The 14,449-nt window shown below is 41.8% G+C and carries 18 protein-coding genes; 7 read left to right on the forward strand and 11 right to left on the reverse strand.

What is annotated here, in order from left to right; all coding sequences use genetic code 11:
- Position 1 precedes the first annotated feature (1 nt).
- The 7 genes from HBHAL_RS17200 to HBHAL_RS17230 all read right to left on the reverse strand — a co-directional run bounded on the left by HBHAL_RS17200 (position 2) and on the right by HBHAL_RS17230 (position 7,123).
- A complete protein-coding gene (locus HBHAL_RS17200; protein WP_014644778.1) occupies positions 2-1,042 on the reverse strand; it encodes a Gfo/Idh/MocA family protein in 1,041 nt (346 codons plus the stop codon).
- Positions 1,039-2,079: a Gfo/Idh/MocA family protein gene (locus HBHAL_RS17205; protein ID WP_014644779.1), complete on the reverse strand. Its 1,041-nt coding sequence runs from the start codon at positions 2,077-2,079 to the stop codon at positions 1,039-1,041. The genes HBHAL_RS17200 and HBHAL_RS17205 overlap by 4 nt, the downstream gene beginning before the upstream one ends.
- 15 nt (positions 2,080-2,094) lie before the next feature.
- Entirely contained in the window at positions 2,095-2,814 is a 720-nt protein-coding gene (locus HBHAL_RS17210; protein ID WP_014644780.1) for a ThuA domain-containing protein, read from the reverse strand.
- Positions 2,815-2,843: 29 nt separating this feature from the next.
- Complete coding sequence (locus HBHAL_RS17215; RefSeq protein ID WP_041601441.1) at positions 2,844-3,905, reverse strand: LacI family DNA-binding transcriptional regulator; 1,062 nt, start codon at positions 3,903-3,905, stop codon at positions 2,844-2,846.
- 20 nt (positions 3,906-3,925) lie between these two features.
- Entirely contained in the window at positions 3,926-4,750 is an 825-nt protein-coding gene (locus tag HBHAL_RS17220) for a carbohydrate ABC transporter permease (RefSeq protein ID WP_014644782.1), read from the reverse strand.
- Positions 4,750-5,610, reverse strand: a complete 861-nt coding sequence (locus tag HBHAL_RS17225) for a carbohydrate ABC transporter permease (protein WP_014644783.1) — start codon at positions 5,608-5,610, stop codon at positions 4,750-4,752. Before HBHAL_RS17225 ends, HBHAL_RS17220 begins: the two co-directional genes overlap by 1 nt.
- Positions 5,611-5,812: 202 nt before the next feature.
- Positions 5,813-7,123 (reverse strand): ABC transporter substrate-binding protein, encoded by a 1,311-nt coding sequence (locus HBHAL_RS17230; protein ID WP_014644784.1) that lies wholly within the window; start codon positions 7,121-7,123, stop codon positions 5,813-5,815.
- A gap of 561 nt (positions 7,124-7,684) precedes the next feature.
- On the opposite strand from HBHAL_RS17230, the gene HBHAL_RS17235 reads away from it, so the two are divergent.
- Positions 7,685-8,110: an Hsp20/alpha crystallin family protein gene (locus HBHAL_RS17235; RefSeq protein ID WP_014644785.1), complete on the forward strand. Its 426-nt coding sequence runs from the start codon at positions 7,685-7,687 to the stop codon at positions 8,108-8,110.
- On the opposite strand, the gene HBHAL_RS17240 is transcribed toward HBHAL_RS17235, so the two are convergent.
- Positions 8,107-8,571, reverse strand: a complete 465-nt coding sequence (locus HBHAL_RS17240; protein ID WP_014644786.1) for an Hsp20/alpha crystallin family protein — start codon at positions 8,569-8,571, stop codon at positions 8,107-8,109. The genes HBHAL_RS17235 and HBHAL_RS17240 overlap by 4 nt on opposite strands.
- Positions 8,572-8,615: 44 nt before the next feature.
- Here HBHAL_RS17240 and HBHAL_RS17245 point away from each other — a divergent pair, with 44 nt between their 5' ends.
- From HBHAL_RS17245 to HBHAL_RS17255, 3 genes are read left to right on the forward strand one after another with little or no spacing between them, the layout of a single operon-like run.
- Positions 8,616-8,816 carry a hypothetical protein gene (locus HBHAL_RS17245; protein WP_014644787.1) on the forward strand — a complete coding sequence of 67 codons (201 nt, stop codon included), beginning with the start codon at positions 8,616-8,618 and terminating at the stop codon, positions 8,814-8,816.
- A 5-nt stretch (positions 8,817-8,821) separates the two neighbouring features.
- Complete coding sequence (locus HBHAL_RS17250; protein ID WP_014644788.1) at positions 8,822-9,142, forward strand: hypothetical protein; 321 nt, start codon at positions 8,822-8,824, stop codon at positions 9,140-9,142.
- A gap of 1 nt (position 9,143) precedes the next feature.
- Positions 9,144-9,440 carry a hypothetical protein gene (locus HBHAL_RS17255; protein WP_014644789.1) on the forward strand — a complete coding sequence of 99 codons (297 nt, stop codon included), beginning with the start codon at positions 9,144-9,146 and terminating at the stop codon, positions 9,438-9,440.
- Here the strand turns inward: HBHAL_RS17255 and HBHAL_RS17260 are convergent.
- Together HBHAL_RS17260 and HBHAL_RS17265 are read right to left on the reverse strand one after the other, a co-directional pair.
- Positions 9,425-9,673, reverse strand: a complete 249-nt coding sequence (locus HBHAL_RS17260; RefSeq protein ID WP_014644790.1) for a hypothetical protein — start codon at positions 9,671-9,673, stop codon at positions 9,425-9,427. The genes HBHAL_RS17255 and HBHAL_RS17260 overlap by 16 nt on opposite strands.
- Positions 9,674-9,685: 12 nt before the next feature.
- Complete coding sequence (locus tag HBHAL_RS17265; RefSeq protein WP_014644791.1) at positions 9,686-9,931, reverse strand: hypothetical protein; 246 nt, start codon at positions 9,929-9,931, stop codon at positions 9,686-9,688.
- Between the two features lie 555 nt (positions 9,932-10,486).
- On the opposite strand from HBHAL_RS17265, the gene HBHAL_RS17275 reads away from it, so the two are divergent.
- Positions 10,487-11,236, forward strand: coding sequence for a sugar phosphate isomerase/epimerase family protein (locus HBHAL_RS17275; RefSeq protein ID WP_014644793.1), 750 nt, complete (start codon positions 10,487-10,489; stop codon positions 11,234-11,236).
- An 86-nt stretch (positions 11,237-11,322) separates the two neighbouring features.
- On the opposite strand, the gene HBHAL_RS17280 is transcribed toward HBHAL_RS17275, so the two are convergent.
- A complete protein-coding gene (locus HBHAL_RS17280; protein WP_014644794.1) occupies positions 11,323-11,652 on the reverse strand; it encodes a helix-turn-helix domain-containing protein in 330 nt (109 codons plus the stop codon).
- 289 nt (positions 11,653-11,941) lie between these two features.
- On the opposite strand from HBHAL_RS17280, the gene HBHAL_RS17285 reads away from it, so the two are divergent.
- Both HBHAL_RS17285 and HBHAL_RS17290 read left to right on the forward strand, forming a co-directional pair.
- The gene (locus HBHAL_RS17285; RefSeq protein WP_014644795.1) at positions 11,942-12,661 is read left to right on the forward strand and encodes a CBS domain-containing protein; all 720 of its coding nucleotides are present in this window, start codon (positions 11,942-11,944) and stop codon (positions 12,659-12,661) included.
- Positions 12,654-14,378, forward strand: a complete 1,725-nt coding sequence (locus HBHAL_RS17290) for an ABC transporter ATP-binding protein (protein ID WP_014644796.1) — start codon at positions 12,654-12,656, stop codon at positions 14,376-14,378. The genes HBHAL_RS17285 and HBHAL_RS17290 overlap by 8 nt, the downstream gene beginning before the upstream one ends.
- Positions 14,379-14,449: the final 71 nt, after the last annotated feature.

Below are 14,449 nucleotides of genomic sequence, written 5' to 3' on the forward strand. Positions count from 1 at the left end.
TTTAGTCGAGCTTCACACTTGTGCCGGTTTCACTGCTTAAATAAATAGCTTCCATTAACTTCGTCACCTGGAGAGCCTGCTCAGGCTTGACGATTAATTCATCCTGACCAAGACAGCTGTCGACAAAGTTTTTGGCCTGATACAGACCTGGTTTCGGCTCTCCTTCACGGATCTTCGCTGAACTGTCCCAGAGAGCTCCATATTTAGCCTGGTACAATTCAAAAGGATATACGCTTAAGCCGCCATCTACTCCAGAGATGCTTAATTTCGTATCATCATCTTTAATATTTGCGGCCCAGGAACATTCAAATTGTAAGGAAAGTCCGTTATCAAACGTAATATAACTGGTTACATGATCATCTACGTCAAACGTCTCGTGATCGAACGCTCCCCAATCGTTCACCTGGCCCGGGGTCTTACTCAAACGATCATATGTTTTGCCCATAACCTCCACAGGTTTCGGATCATCAAGCAGCCAAAGGGCAAGATCAAGAAGATGACAGCCAAAGTCAATCAGGCTTCCACCGCCCTGCAAATCTTTATTGGTGAACACGCCCCAGCCCGGAACTTTACGTCTTCTCATCGCCTGCACACGTGTGACCAATGGGTCGCCAATCTCCTGGTTATCCATAGCTTTTTTCGCAAGCTGGGCTTCAGGGGTGAATCGGTAGTGATAGCCAATGGACAGCAGGCGGTCATTTTTCTTAGCTGCAGCGATCATGCGGGTACATTCTTCCGTTGTAATCGCCATTGGCTTTTCGCAGAGCACATGAACTCCTGCGTTCAAAGCAGCAATCGCGATTTCCGCATGGAACTTATTTGGGGTGCATATTGTCACTGCATCCACCTTTTGAAAAAGGTCTTCGTAATTCTCAAATACATGAGGGATATCGAATAGACGAGCCGCTTCTTCAGCCCGGTCCTTATTTAGATCCTGTACAGCCGTCAGTACTACGGAATCCTCTAATTGTCGAAAAGAGGGGATATGCCTCCCCTGGGCAATCCCCCCTGCTCCGATGATCCCCATCTTCAAACGTGTCACTTCTTGACCCGCTCCAAACTGCTGATTTGTCTTGTTTCTCCAGAGCGAAGGGCTCCCAATATAACGTCCAGGGATTTCATTCCTTCTTCCCCTGTGATCAACGGCTCTGTATCATTTTGAATACTTTCTACAAAATGATCGACCACATGAGAATTGCTCTGTCCGCCTTCATCATTGGACTGGATCTTGCCAAGCTGATAGTTTACGATATCTCCATTGGTGTACTGGGCAATTAAGGAGTAAACTGGATCATCCTCCAGACGCAAGGTTCCTTTTTCACCATAAATAACGGTTGAATTATCTTCTCCCGGTTGGTACGCCCAGCTTGCTGTCATGGTCCCTACCACGCCTTCTTCGCTGCGCAGAATGCAAACAGCATTATCATCTACGGTAATATTTTCTTTGGCATTGTTTTCGATAAACCCTGCTACATCGACGAACTCTTGTCCAAGTATGTAACGAAGTAAATCTGTCTTATGTACTCCGAGGTCTCCCATCGCACCTATAAAGGCTTGATCTTTTTTGAAGAACCAGCTGTCTTTTCCTTCCGCACTCCAGCCTTCAGGGCCGCCGTGTCCAAATGTCGTACGGAAACTGTACACTTTTCCAAGAGCTCCAGAAGCAATTAGTTCTTTCGCCTTTACATGAGAAGGAACGAAGCGCTGATTGTGAGCAATCATCAGTTTTTTGTTATTGTTCTCAGCCGTTTGAATCATTTCTTCCGCTTCTTCTCTGGAAGTCGCCATCGGTTTTTCACACAACACATGACAGCCGGCTTTTAAAGCTGCAATGGATACAGGTGCGTGAAGATAGTTCGGGAGACACACACTGACGGCATCCACATTCTCTTTAGCCAAAAGATCTTCATAACTCGTGTAAGCGTTGGCTCCATACTCTTCAGCTACTTCTTTAACTCTTTCTTCAACAATGTCACATACAGCTGTGATCTCTACATGTTCATTCGCATCATATTCTAATAAATGCCGATTTTGAGCAATGCTTCCACATCCAAGGACAGCAATCTTCAGTTTAGACATAGCGAAAACCTCCTGTTATTTAGTAGAAATTTCTTCTAAAGGCTGGGCGTTCCCATAAACGTGTTTCGGAGTATTCGTGTTATTCACCCATTTTACACCATTTTTGATAACATTTTGTATTTCTTTGTTGTGATAAGTTGGATAAGTTTCATGACCGGGGCGGAAATAGAAGACTTTACCTCTGCCACGTCGGAAAGTTGCTCCGCTCCTGAACACTTCTCCCCCTTCAAACCAGCTTAAGAAAATCAGTTCTTCCGGTGTCGGAATATCAAAATGTTCACCGTACATCTCTTCTTTTTCAAGCTCGATATACTCTCCTACACCTTCAGTAATCGGATGAGTTGGATCCACAACCCATAAACGTTCTTTCTCGTCAGCTTCTCTCCATTTCAAATCGCAGGTCGTGCCCATGAGTTTCTTAAACACTTTAGAAAAGTGGGCCGAATGTAAAACGACAAGACCCATACCTTCCAAAACACGCTGCTTTACCTTTTCAGCAATTTCATCTTTTACGTCTTCGTGTGCTTTATGTCCCCACCAGATCAGTACGTCCGTTTCCGCTAAAACTTCATCGGTCAGGCCGTGTTCTTCCTCATCCAGCGTGGCTGTTTTTACATTTTCGTGATCTTCTCCAAGAAAGCCGGCAATAGCTCCGTGAATTCCTTCTGGGTAAATGTCACTGACTACTTTGTTTTCTTTTTCATGGCGATTTTCATTCCAAACTAATACGTTCATGATTTCCTCTCCCTTTCTTTATCTTTTTTTTAATGTGGTGTCCGGTCTTGTTCTGGGTCTGTATCTTGAACCTCAAGTCTTATGCAGGATTCTCTTTCGACAATAACAGTCGGGATAATAATGCTCTTTTTCATCATATCCGGATGATTCAGTAATTCGATCAAACTCCTCGCCGATTCGTGACCGAGCTGGAAGGACTGCGTATCGACTGTTGTAAGCGGCGGTTTGGACAACCTGGCAATCATCGTATTGTTAAACCCGACAATGCTCATTTCATCCGGCAAACGAATTCCTTTGTCCTCCAAGGCCCTCATCACCTTCATCGAGTTGTAATCATCTGTAATCACAATCCCGGTCGGAGGTTCAGTCAACTGCAATATCTCTTCCACCACGGTCTCAGCATCCGCTTTCCCGGATTGGATATTCTTCAAGTAATCCCCCGGCAGCTCCAGACCTTGCTCGCTCAGAGATAATTTGAATCCTGACAAACGGTCACGTGCCACCTCATAGTGGGAGTCTCCGCCGATAAAACCGATTTTTTGGTGCCCCAGACCAATGAGATAATCGGTAACCTCTTTACTGGCCTGTACATTATCATTATCCACAAACATGGTATCACTCGTATGAGAGACAGGTTTACCAATCATCACAAATGGAAAATTACACTCCCTTAAGTAAGGAACAACGTTGTCATCTTCTCTTGAGTAAAGAACGATCACCCCGTCCACTCGTTTCCCCTGAACCATCTTCACCACTTCTCGGTAGATCGATTCTTCCGTGTTACCAGTGGTTAAGTAGATACTGTAATCCTTCTCATGACAGGCATCGCTGATTCCTCTGAGCAATTCCGAAAAGAAAGGATTATCAAAAGAATGGACAGAAGCCACCTTTGTCACAATCCCAATTGTTTGCGTGGACTGGCTGACAAGAACCCGGCCATTGTAATTCAGGTGATAGCCGAGCTCATCCATAACTTTCCGAACCCGGCGCTTCGTTTTTTCACTGATCCTTGGGCTGTCAGAAATGACACGGGATACAGTGGACGGGGCAACATTTGCTTTTTTTGCTACATCTTTAATAGTGACAGACACGTGCATCTACTCCTCTGACTCTATTTCACAGCACCTTCAGAAACGCCATTGATGATTTGTTTCTGTGCGAAGAAGTATCCGATAATAACCGGAAGAATCGCAATCGTCAGCCCTGCCAGAGCTAAGTGCCATTGTTTCGTGTACTGCCCGAAGAAATAGAACATTTTAAGTGGAATGGTTGCATTTGCTTCACTTAGTACTAAAGAAGGCAGCAAGTAGTCATTCCAAATCCAGATTGTGTTCAGAATCCCAACAGTCACGGATATAGGTTTTAACAGTGGGAAAATAATATACCAGAACAACTGGAAGCGGTTCGCCCCATCAATAATCGCGGCCTCATCCATAGATTTAGAAACACCCGTCATCGCCCCGTGATAAAGGAAGATCGACAAGCTGCAACCGAAACCAAGATACATGAAGATTAACCCGCCTGCATTCAGCATGTCCGCTTGTCCAAATATAGACACGAGCGGAATCATAACAGACTGGAATGGGATAAGCATCGCAGCAACGAATATGAAGAAAATGAACCCGCTTAATTTACTTTTATTACGAGCAAGAGCATAGCCGGCCATGGAAGAAAACAGAATGATGATAGCTATACTGCATCCGGTGACAAGCACCGAATTAAACAATGATTTAAGAAAAGCTAAGTCGACAAAGGCCTGTGCAAAGTTATCAAAGGCGAGTTCCGATGGGAAACCTAAAACCCCGCCGAAAATATCACGCTTTGTCTTAAAAGCATTGACGACCATTAAGTAGAAAGGAGCGATCCACAATAAACCAAGCAGAAGGCCGAGAATTTCAATGGAAAATAAATTGCGTTTTTCCTGATTCTTTTTCATTACATCTCAACCTCCCGTTTCTTGTTGTAATACACTTGGGTTAATGCAACGACGGCCACAATTAAGAAGAAAATAACCGCCTTTGCCTGCGCATAGGCCATTTGATTGTCAGAGAACGCCGTACGGACAATTTCCATGGACACCATTTGTGTCGAGTTAAAAGGTCCGCCGTTCGTGAGTGACAAGTTCTGATCATAAATCTTAAAGGACATAGACAGCGTTAAGAACATGCTGATCGTGAAAGCTGGAGCAACAAGCGGAAACGTAATGTTTTTGAATCGCTGGAAACTGCTCGCGCCATCGATTTTAGCCGCTTCGATTAAGTCTTTAGGAATGTTCTCAAGATAAGCAATGTAGATGATCATGATGTACCCGGCCATCTGCCAGGCTGTTAAAATGACCAGACCCCAGAAACCTGTATTTGTCGTGGATAGCCAGCCATTCAAACCTTCAATACCCGTTAAGTTTGCTATGTCGCCAAACACACTAATGAAGATAAACTGCCAAATAAAACCTAGAATCAATCCACCAATCAGGTTCGGCATAAAGAATACGGTACGCAATAAATTATTGGACTTAATGTTACGTGTCACAATCAAAGCCAGTGCCATTCCAAAAACATTGAGAAGAATAACCGTGACGACAGCAAATTTGATTGTAAACCAAATCGACTGCATGAACTCGTCTTCCTGGAACAAATTAATGTAGTTTTGGAATCCTAAGAATTCCGTAGCTGTAAGTCCATTCCAGTTTGTGAATGAATAAATAAAACCATAGATGAACGGAATAACGACAACAATTCCCAACCCGAGGATCACGGGAGTTAAGAATAACCAAAAGGCAAGACTGCGGTTTTTCATGTAAACCTCCTCCAATACTTTACACGTGCACTTTTATGTAAAAAGTCCGTGGTTTATCGATATGATATCGATTTCATAATCTGATAAAATAAACATCTCTCCTATTAGACTACCTATACGTCTAAATATCCTAATAGAGGAGATATTTATATGTACCGGCAGGATCGTATAGAAGCGATCCTGCCGGCTGCTTAGTTAATGACTACTGACGAGCATCTTCCCAGGCTTTCGTTGCCTGCTGTTCAACTTCTTCCCAAGTAATGTCACCTGCGATGTATTCCTGCATAGCTACACCAAGAGCATCTTCTGTCCAAGCTGTTGGAGCACCAAGGAAGACCCAGCCCAGTGTATTTCCTTCTTTCGCATAGTTATAGATTTCCTGAGAAATCGGATCCGCAATTTCCTGATCTTCATAACCTTCATATGCCGGAATAAACTTGAATTCTTCTGTTACGAACTTCTTACCTGTTTCAGAAGTGTACATCCAGTCTAAGAAATCTTTACTTGCCTGCACGACTTCCTCTTCAGACTCTTTATTTACTACCCAGTAGTTAGGAACGCCAACTGGAATACTTCCTTCATATCCTTCTACAGGAATCGGAAGAAGTCCAACGTTGTTTTGAGCGAACTCTTCATCCATGGAGGCAATGGTGTTATACACCCAGTTCCCCTGTTGAATCATCGCTACATTCCCAAGTGAGAAATGCTCCTCAACCTGTTGAGAATAGTCAAGGCTTAAGGTTGGTTGAATAGAATTATCATTTTGCAAGTCTGTGAATTGCTTCATTTGGTCACCCATAGCGAATTCCACCGTCTCAGCTTCATAAGCTTCCATCACATCATGGTTGAACTCATCTGCAAGATAAGCATTAGCCAAGTGGTTACCCATTACCCATTTCTCTTTGGCAGGGAATGCAAATGGCGCTTCAATACCCAGCTCGTCCTTTTTACTTTCAAGAGTTTCTACTGCTGCTTCTAAATCATCCATTGTTTTAATATCATCTGGATTGATTCCTGCTTCTTCAAAAACTTTCTTGTTATATAGAAGGCCATAACCTTCCTGGTTGAATGGAAGTCCAAGCACCTGGTCATTCCGCTTAACACTTGACAGGGTACCTTCAAGAGCAGCACCTGCAGCATCTGTATCAGATAAATCCGCTAAATATTTCTCATATTCATCTACATCTGTCGGACCGCCAACGTTAAAGATATCTGGTTCTTCACCTGAAGAGAAGGAAGTTTTCAGTGACGCACCATAATCGTTTCCTCCGCCAACCGTTTTAACATTAATATTCACGTCAGGATTTTCTTCTTCATACATGGAAACCAGTTCTTCAAACTGATCTTTAAATTCAACTTTAAATTGGAAAACATCCACCGTTACCGCATCTCCAGAAGCTTCCTCCCCTGAATCTCCACCGCTGTCGCCTGAGGAGAAGGAGCAGCCTGTTAATGCGATACTAGAAGCTAGAAGTGCAGTAGCAATACCCGAGTAAAATTTTATACCTTTCATTTTTCCACCCCTATTTTTCCGAATTATTGAATCCGCTTTCAATACGTGACAAAAAAATAATTGACCTTGCCACACCCTAACTATGAGGAGCGTGCATACGTTTGCACTTTTGTTATGTAAAAAAACTCATCTACCAGATTAAAATCTCCTAATTCAATGAGTTTTTTTACCAATGAGCAATTTTGTGAATACGTTTGCACAAAATTCAATAACTCTTAAGTTAAGTAAATCGTAACATGGTCATTTTATAAACACAACAAATAATTTTTAAAAAATTCTCCAAATTGGAAGCGATACCAATTTGGATTTGACAAGCACTTATGTGACTTAAACGAAAAAGAGGTTATTAACCTTGCATTCTACGAGGCTTAAAACCGCTTTTTTATAAAAGAGGTTTATGGCCAGGCTTAGTAACGAACTCAGTCGAAAAATGATTTAGATCAATGAGATCGTCTATCTCTTGAATACTTATTTTTCGAAAGACTAAAACACCCATTGTAAATGATTCTAGCATCATGATTTCAGGGTGGTTCTCATAAACTAAAACAGCGGGGTGAGCTTATGAATAATAAGAACGGAAAATTAAACTGGAATGCTTTTTCTGAAAATGTTGAGAAAGTTCTGGGTGAAGATTTTTGGAACGATATGCACCATGTCATTCCGAAGAGAGGGCCTTCTTATGATTATTATGAGACTGAGAAAGAAGGCGTTATTATTGTAGATCTCCCCGGTTATCATTCCAATGATCCACTTCACTTATCCCAGGAGGGTACTCAATTAATTATTAAGGGGCAAATCTCCTATCCGTATCCGGTTCCTGAAGAAAGATTACTACACAGTGAAAGATTGAAGGGTGAATTCAAGCGAGTCATCCCCGTCCCCTTTCATTTCACGTATGAAGACGTGCAAACGTCCTACAAAGACGGGGTTGTGCTTATCAAAATTACAAAGAACTCTTCGGCAAATGAAATAGAAATCCAGTTTTAATAAAAAACGTGGATTTCTTTTTCATAATCCTCTCTCTTTTTATGGAGACGTACTTCAATCATCCCATCGCTGTATTGAGCGGATATATTTCGCCGGCTGGGCTGTCCGGGCAAAGGAATCGTTTTTTTACCATCCCCGATGCCTCCCACATATAATTTACAGTTACCAAGAGTAAGACGCAGTGCATCCATATCTGTTTCTTTGGGCAGTCGAATTTGAACAATATAATAAAGCATTAACTCTACTACCTCATAATCAAAACCTGTGTGTTCCTTGGGATCAGAGGTCGAATGAGGCGAATTAAACATATGCTGGGTTGGTTTAAGGGCATCTTCAATCGATTGCTGCACATATTTATTGATATTTGCCATATCAAACATTGAATTTGAAAAAGGGAGTCCCGGCTTGCCGTCCTTTTGATCACGGTCCGATTGATTGAACCACTTCATAAACTCTTTCATGCTTACAAAATCCTTTCATACCTTAATGACAGGAGGTGGATACTATGACTCGTATATCTTTTCATAACCTCAACATTGATCAAGTCTCCAACTCTTCAGGAATTTACTCTGGTACGAATGTTCAGTCCAGGTTCTCTGCTTATCACCAGAAAAATGAAGGCAGCGGAATGATTATAGGAAATAAAAATGTCCTGCAGCAGAACAGACATCTCATTATTAAAAAGCCAAATCCTCAGGGAGAGTAGCTGTCATGTTTTTTGGCAGACGAAACAAACCACCTCAAGATACCGAACATCTCTACAAAGAGATCTTAAAACTCCAGAAAGCCATATTGGAAAATCAGGGTAAAACTGTAGAGTACCATTTTCATTTTGACAAAGTGGATATCCACGACCCTAAACTGGAGCAGTTAAGCTTTCAACTGGACCATCTAGATATCGAAGATTTAAGTGGGGCTTTAAATCTAGGCAATAACTTTGGCGTTCATGTGAAACCATCTTACAAAGAAAAACCTAAATTGGAAAAAACAAAAGATGGTTTAAAATTTACATTCAAAGAAAAGGAGGAGTAACTTGAACTTTCTTTCTCCTAATTTCTTCATTCGCAATATTCATATTGGAACAGTAGAAGACGCTTCGTGTGTCAATCTCGGAAATAATGCCCCCAGCGGGTTTGAAAGCCACAAAAAACATAACCAGGGATTTGGCAATGTTTATGGTGACGGGAATTCTCTCAAAGGCTTGCGTTCGATCTTAAGTGATTCAGCGATTCTTGATATGATGGTGAACAGCAAAGATCAAGAAGTACCGGAATGGATTCAAACGATGGTAAAGAATGAGATGGAAAAGGATATTCACGCGTCCTCATAGCCTTTTCCATGGGAATTCTTTATCGTTTCTTTTTTAATAGGCATATCCACCATATCTTCATCATGGATTACATTGATATTCTGGTGCACCACGTTACCGTTTCCAACAATGGTACCTAAAGCCGAATTTTCTTTTTTATGAGCAGACCAGTTGTTTTGACTATTAGGACCCACGAAAATTCCAGAACTCATTTTAATCTGATTAACGTTAATGCAATCGAATTGTATCTCCATCGAACCAGCCCCTTAGTATTGAACGTTAGGCTGCGGGTTGTTAACAGTCGGGTTGTTAAGCGGCAGATCTACAAAATCATTATCGAATACTGTATTCACGTTGTTGGTCGCAATCATGAACCCTACAGGGACGCCGGCAGCGTTATTGTTTTTTCCCTGCCAGGTCCAGTCGGGCTGATTGTTCTGCCCAGTGGAAATGGTCGAGTTATCATTAAGTGCATTAACTGCAATCTGGTTAAATACTACGGAAACAGGCATTTATTTCACCTCACCTCATTGTTAAAATATCCTATTCCAGGCCGCAGGGGAACGTGTCAGTCACCCAGGTGTTTGATTACCCCCAGCGGCTCCTTTCTCTCCTTTCCACCTATCCTCATAGCAATCTATACACAATTGGATATGGACTTTCCAATCGTCTTCCGGTATGACCAGGTCATCCTCACTTACTTCCCTTTGACAATTCCAGCAGATTTTATTTCTTCGATTTATGTCGCGGAGGAACTCGTCGAATCTCCCCATGTGTTTCTCCCCTTTTCCATGTTTTGATATCTTAAGTGTTGTTATTTTTTATAAAGATTTTTCGCCGTATAGTCGAATACTCGACTGTGGAGTAGGTTGGGGGTGGATCTCAATAATCAAAGTATAAGATACTGCTTACTCTTCTACTAATGAGGAAGTTATTATCTTTAAAAGGAATTGAACACTGGTTATTCAATTTTTTATAAACAAATACCTGATTTTTAAAGGGGTTTTTCTCTCAAATATCTAATGTTGTATAAAGGGAGATAATTATTTAGAAATGGGGATTTACAAATGAAAACAATACCAGTTGCCGCACAAATGTACACACTAAGAGAAGAAGCTCAAAAAGACTTTGCCGGTACAGTCAGAAAAGTAGCCGATTTAGGATTTGATGCTGTAGAGTTTGCCGGGTTCGGCGGATTATCAGCAAGGGAAATTAAAAGTTTACTTGAAGAAACAGGATTACAGGCGGCTTCCTGCCATGTTCCGCTGGAAGATTTAAAAAATAACCTGGAACAAGTCATTAACGACCAGAAAACAATCGGAAGCTCTTATATCGTCTGTCCTTACATAGATGAACGTGAGGAAGAAGATTATCAGCAGTTAATTCCTCTTTTAGATCGTCTGGGTGAACAGTGCCGTCAGGAAGGGATCACGTTGTGTTACCACAACCACGATTTTGAGTTGAAGAAGCTGTCGGATGGCCGTACAGCTCTTGAGACCATCTTCGATGATACTCAAAATGAGAACTTAAAAACGGAATTTGATATCTACTGGCTAAAAAAAGCAGGGGAACAGCCGGAGCAATGGCTAAAACGATATCAGGGCAGAAGCCCTCTTTTGCATTTGAAGGACATGACGGTGGATGACGAATCATTTTTTGCAGAGCTCGGTACGGGTGGTGTAGACCTGGATGCTGTATTCCAAGCAGGTGAGGAAGCAGGAGTACAGTGGTGGATTATTGAGCAGGATGAGAGCCGCCGTTCTCCTTTAGAGAGCCTCGCGATCAGTATGGATTATATTAAGCAGAAATTTAAATAAAAATAAGGCGCAGGCTTTTAAAAAAAAGTCTGCGCCTTTTCTCGGTATGCAAAAAAGCCTGGGTTCACTTGTGGAACCAGGCCTGATTATTTACTTTGATGGATCTTCCATTTATTAAATTCCAGATATTCGCGAAATTGGTCTTTAGACACTCCTGAGTTCATTGCTTCATGAACGAGTTCCAGCCAGTCATCATCCAGCGTTTCATCTTTTGCATCTGATTCTCCATGGAGAAGAAAATTAATAGAGACATCCAATTCTTTTGATATTTTTTCTAAGAATTGAATCGATGGATTGGTCTGGATATTACGTTCAATGGAGCTCAGGTACGACTTTGCAACCCCAGCTCTCTCAGCTAATTCAGACAGCGACATATGACGGGCTTTGCGAATTTGTTTGATGCGTTCACCGATCATATTTTCACCTACTTTCTTACCTAGTATGAGTATAGCATATTTTATGAGTGCGTTCTATTTAAAGCACAAAAATCAGTAAGTAGACCTATTCTTGAACATTATAACTCATTCTTTTGTATCTTATAACATAATAGTTATCCAAAATGCCTATGTAATCCATTCCTATTATATTCATCGGCTAAGAAGTCATTTATTTAAGCTTTTTATTCCGAAATATCCGTGTTTTGAGGTGTGAGACTTTGTTCAATCAGATATAATAAAGATAAATAAAAAATAACAGGTGATTGCTATGAACGATCTTGTTGAACGTTTCGAGGTAGCCTTTAACCAAATCCATCAGCACCTTAAGGAGTTTAATGGGTATCCGAAAAATGATAACTTCGTTGAATTATTACAGCGAAGCAAATTGAAGCACAGTGTGATCCGTGTCCACTTTGATCTTTTAAAACAATATGCAAAACTTCGAAATGCACTTGTCCACGAGAGGATACGTGATGATTATTATATTGCCACCCCTCATTTGGAAGTAGTCGAGAGCTTGGAGCATATTAAACAAACGCTTGATCAACCTCCTGAAGCGCTTGAATTTGCTACTCATCCGGTCATTTTCTTTAAAGACACCAGCTTATTGACCGAAATTATGACCGCCTTTGATCAGCAGGGGGTTTCGCAATTTCCTATCTATAGCAAGGACAATGAGTTCCTTGGTTTACTAACGAATGATGGAATCGTTCGCTGGATTGCCCGGTCAGTGGACAACAACGTTGTAAATTTGGCGGGTGTTACTGCTAAGGATGTTCTACAAGACGGATTAAACCCTAGTATAGAATTTTTATCCTCTCACGGAACGGTGTATGAATTAGAGGAACGATTTGAAAGAAGTCTGGAAGAGGAACGTAAATTAAAAGCTGTGATTCTCACTGAATCTGGTAAAGCTAATGACGCTCCTTTAGGAATCGTAACCACCTGGGATTTAATCAAGGTGGATCGGAGGAATGAGGATGAGTGAAGAAAAAACGACGGTTAGCGACTTCTTCAGGTTTATTAAGGGTGGGATTCCTTCTAAATGGATTCTTACCCTCGCCATTGTCCTCAGTCTTTTTGAAACAGCCGCTAGCCTGGTTGTTCCATTATTCACCAGGAATTTAGTAGACGGACTGTCTACAGGTTCTTTGAGCACCGGACTTATTACCTTTCTTATCATAACCTTTGTGATCCAAACCGTTTCCAGCGGCTTTTCATATTACTTGCTTGCCTATATTGGAGAACACATCGTTTCATACATAAGAAGACAGTTGTGGGAAAGGGTTCTACATCTGCCGGTAGCTTATTTTGATGAACATGAATCCGGTGAAACAATGAGCCGGATCACGCAGGATACCAATACTGTTAAAAATTTAATTACCAATCATCTGGTTACTTTTTTTACAGGGATTATCTCCATTATTGGGGCTGTGGTCATTTTGTTAACCATTGATTGGAGAATGACGGTCATCATGCTTGCCGCGGTTCCCCTTTCTTTTCTTATCATTCTTCCACTGGGGCGCATGATGTACCGTGTATCTAAAAAAATGCAGGATGAAATGGCCGACTTCAGTGCAAATCTGGGTCGAGTTCTAAGTGAAATCAGACTTGTAAAATCTTCTAATGCTGAAGACGCAGAAGAGGCTAAGGGACGGGGAGGAATTAACCGTCTTTTTACTTACGGATTGAAGGAAGCCCGAATTCAGTCCGTCATTTCTCCATTTATGACGACAATTATTATGGTCGTCCTCGTCATACTTATAGGATATGGAGGTGTCCGTGTCGCTTCTGGTGAGCTGAGTGCGGGCTCTCTTGTAGCCATTATTATCTATATGTTTCAAATTATTGTTCCCTTCAGCCAGATGGCTACATTCATGACAGCTTTTCAAAAGGCTATGGGGGCTACGGAGCGAATTCAGGCTCTTTTAAAAACGCCCGCTGAAATGAATACACAGCCCAGTACATTTAAAATGAAGCCTCTTCAGTTCCATCACGTTTCCTTCTCCTATGCTGAAAACCAGATGGTTTTATATGATTTGAATTTTACAGTTCAACCTGGGGAAACCGTCGCTCTTGTTGGTCCGAGCGGGGCCGGAAAGACTACTGTATTTTCTTTAATCGAACGTTTCTATGCCCCCGTCTCAGGTGAAATCAGAATGGGTGAGACGCCCATCGAATCGATTAACCTTGCTGTGTGGCGGCAGTCCATTGGTTACGTTTCACAGGAAAGCCCTATTATGGCAGGGTCTATCCGTGACAATGTGTGCTATGGTCTTGACCGGAGCGTAACACATTCAGAAATTGAACATGCCCTGAACCAGGCTAATGCTTATGAATTCGTCCAAGCCTTACCCGAACAGTTAGAAACTATGGTCGGTGAACGTGGAATCAAACTCTCTGGAGGTCAAAGGCAGCGTATAGCCATTGCTCGAGCCTTACTGCGCAATCCTGCTATCCTGCTATTGGATGAAGCGACCTCGAACCTTGACTCAGAATCCGAAGCTGCTGTGCAGACCGCTCTAAAGGCTCTTATGAAAGGCCGCACTACATTTATCATTGCACACCGGTTGTCTACAGTGGTTGAAGCGGATCATATGCTTGTATTTGAAAAAGGACAGGTAACCGGGCAAGGTACCCACAAAGAACTTTATGATCAAAATATTCTTTACCGGCAGCTTGTTGATCAACAGGTCATTTCTTAAGAAGACTGGGCGTTTATTGAATATTTTTGTTATGCAGCATATCTTATTGTTGTACCATAACTTAATGAAGT

The organism is Halobacillus halophilus DSM 2266 (assembly GCF_000284515.1).
GTDB classification, from domain to species: Bacteria; Bacillota; Bacilli; order Bacillales; family Halobacillaceae; genus Halobacillus; species Halobacillus halophilus.

Bases quoted from the DNA above. Each gene is read 5' to 3' on its own strand.
- HBHAL_RS17205 (WP_014644779.1), bottom strand. From the start codon at position 2,079: ATGTCTAAACTGAAGATTGCTGTCCTTGGATGTGGAAGCATTGCTCAA.
- HBHAL_RS17210 (WP_014644780.1), bottom strand. From the start codon at position 2,814: ATGAACGTATTAGTTTGGAATGAAAATCGCCATGAAAAAGAAAACAAA.
- HBHAL_RS17220 (WP_014644782.1), bottom strand. From the start codon at position 4,750: ATGAAAAAGAATCAGGAAAAACGCAATTTATTTTCCATTGAAATTCTC.
- HBHAL_RS17225 (WP_014644783.1), bottom strand. From the start codon at position 5,610: ATGAAAAACCGCAGTCTTGCCTTTTGGTTATTCTTAACTCCCGTGATC.
- HBHAL_RS17230 (WP_014644784.1), bottom strand. From the start codon at position 7,123: ATGAAAGGTATAAAATTTTACTCGGGTATTGCTACTGCACTTCTAGCT.
- HBHAL_RS17235 (WP_014644785.1), top strand. From the start codon at position 7,685: ATGAATAATAAGAACGGAAAATTAAACTGGAATGCTTTTTCTGAAAAT.
- HBHAL_RS17240 (WP_014644786.1), bottom strand. From the start codon at position 8,571: ATGAAAGAGTTTATGAAGTGGTTCAATCAATCGGACCGTGATCAAAAG.
- HBHAL_RS17245 (WP_014644787.1), top strand. From the start codon at position 8,616: ATGACTCGTATATCTTTTCATAACCTCAACATTGATCAAGTCTCCAAC.
- HBHAL_RS17250 (WP_014644788.1), top strand. From the start codon at position 8,822: ATGTTTTTTGGCAGACGAAACAAACCACCTCAAGATACCGAACATCTC.
- HBHAL_RS17260 (WP_014644790.1), bottom strand. From the start codon at position 9,673: ATGGAGATACAATTCGATTGCATTAACGTTAATCAGATTAAAATGAGT.
- HBHAL_RS17265 (WP_014644791.1), bottom strand. From the start codon at position 9,931: ATGCCTGTTTCCGTAGTATTTAACCAGATTGCAGTTAATGCACTTAAT.
- HBHAL_RS17275 (WP_014644793.1), top strand. From the start codon at position 10,487: ATGAAAACAATACCAGTTGCCGCACAAATGTACACACTAAGAGAAGAA.
- HBHAL_RS17280 (WP_014644794.1), bottom strand. From the start codon at position 11,652: ATGATCGGTGAACGCATCAAACAAATTCGCAAAGCCCGTCATATGTCG.
- HBHAL_RS17285 (WP_014644795.1), top strand. From the start codon at position 11,942: ATGAACGATCTTGTTGAACGTTTCGAGGTAGCCTTTAACCAAATCCAT.
- HBHAL_RS17290 (WP_014644796.1), top strand. From the start codon at position 12,654: ATGAGTGAAGAAAAAACGACGGTTAGCGACTTCTTCAGGTTTATTAAG.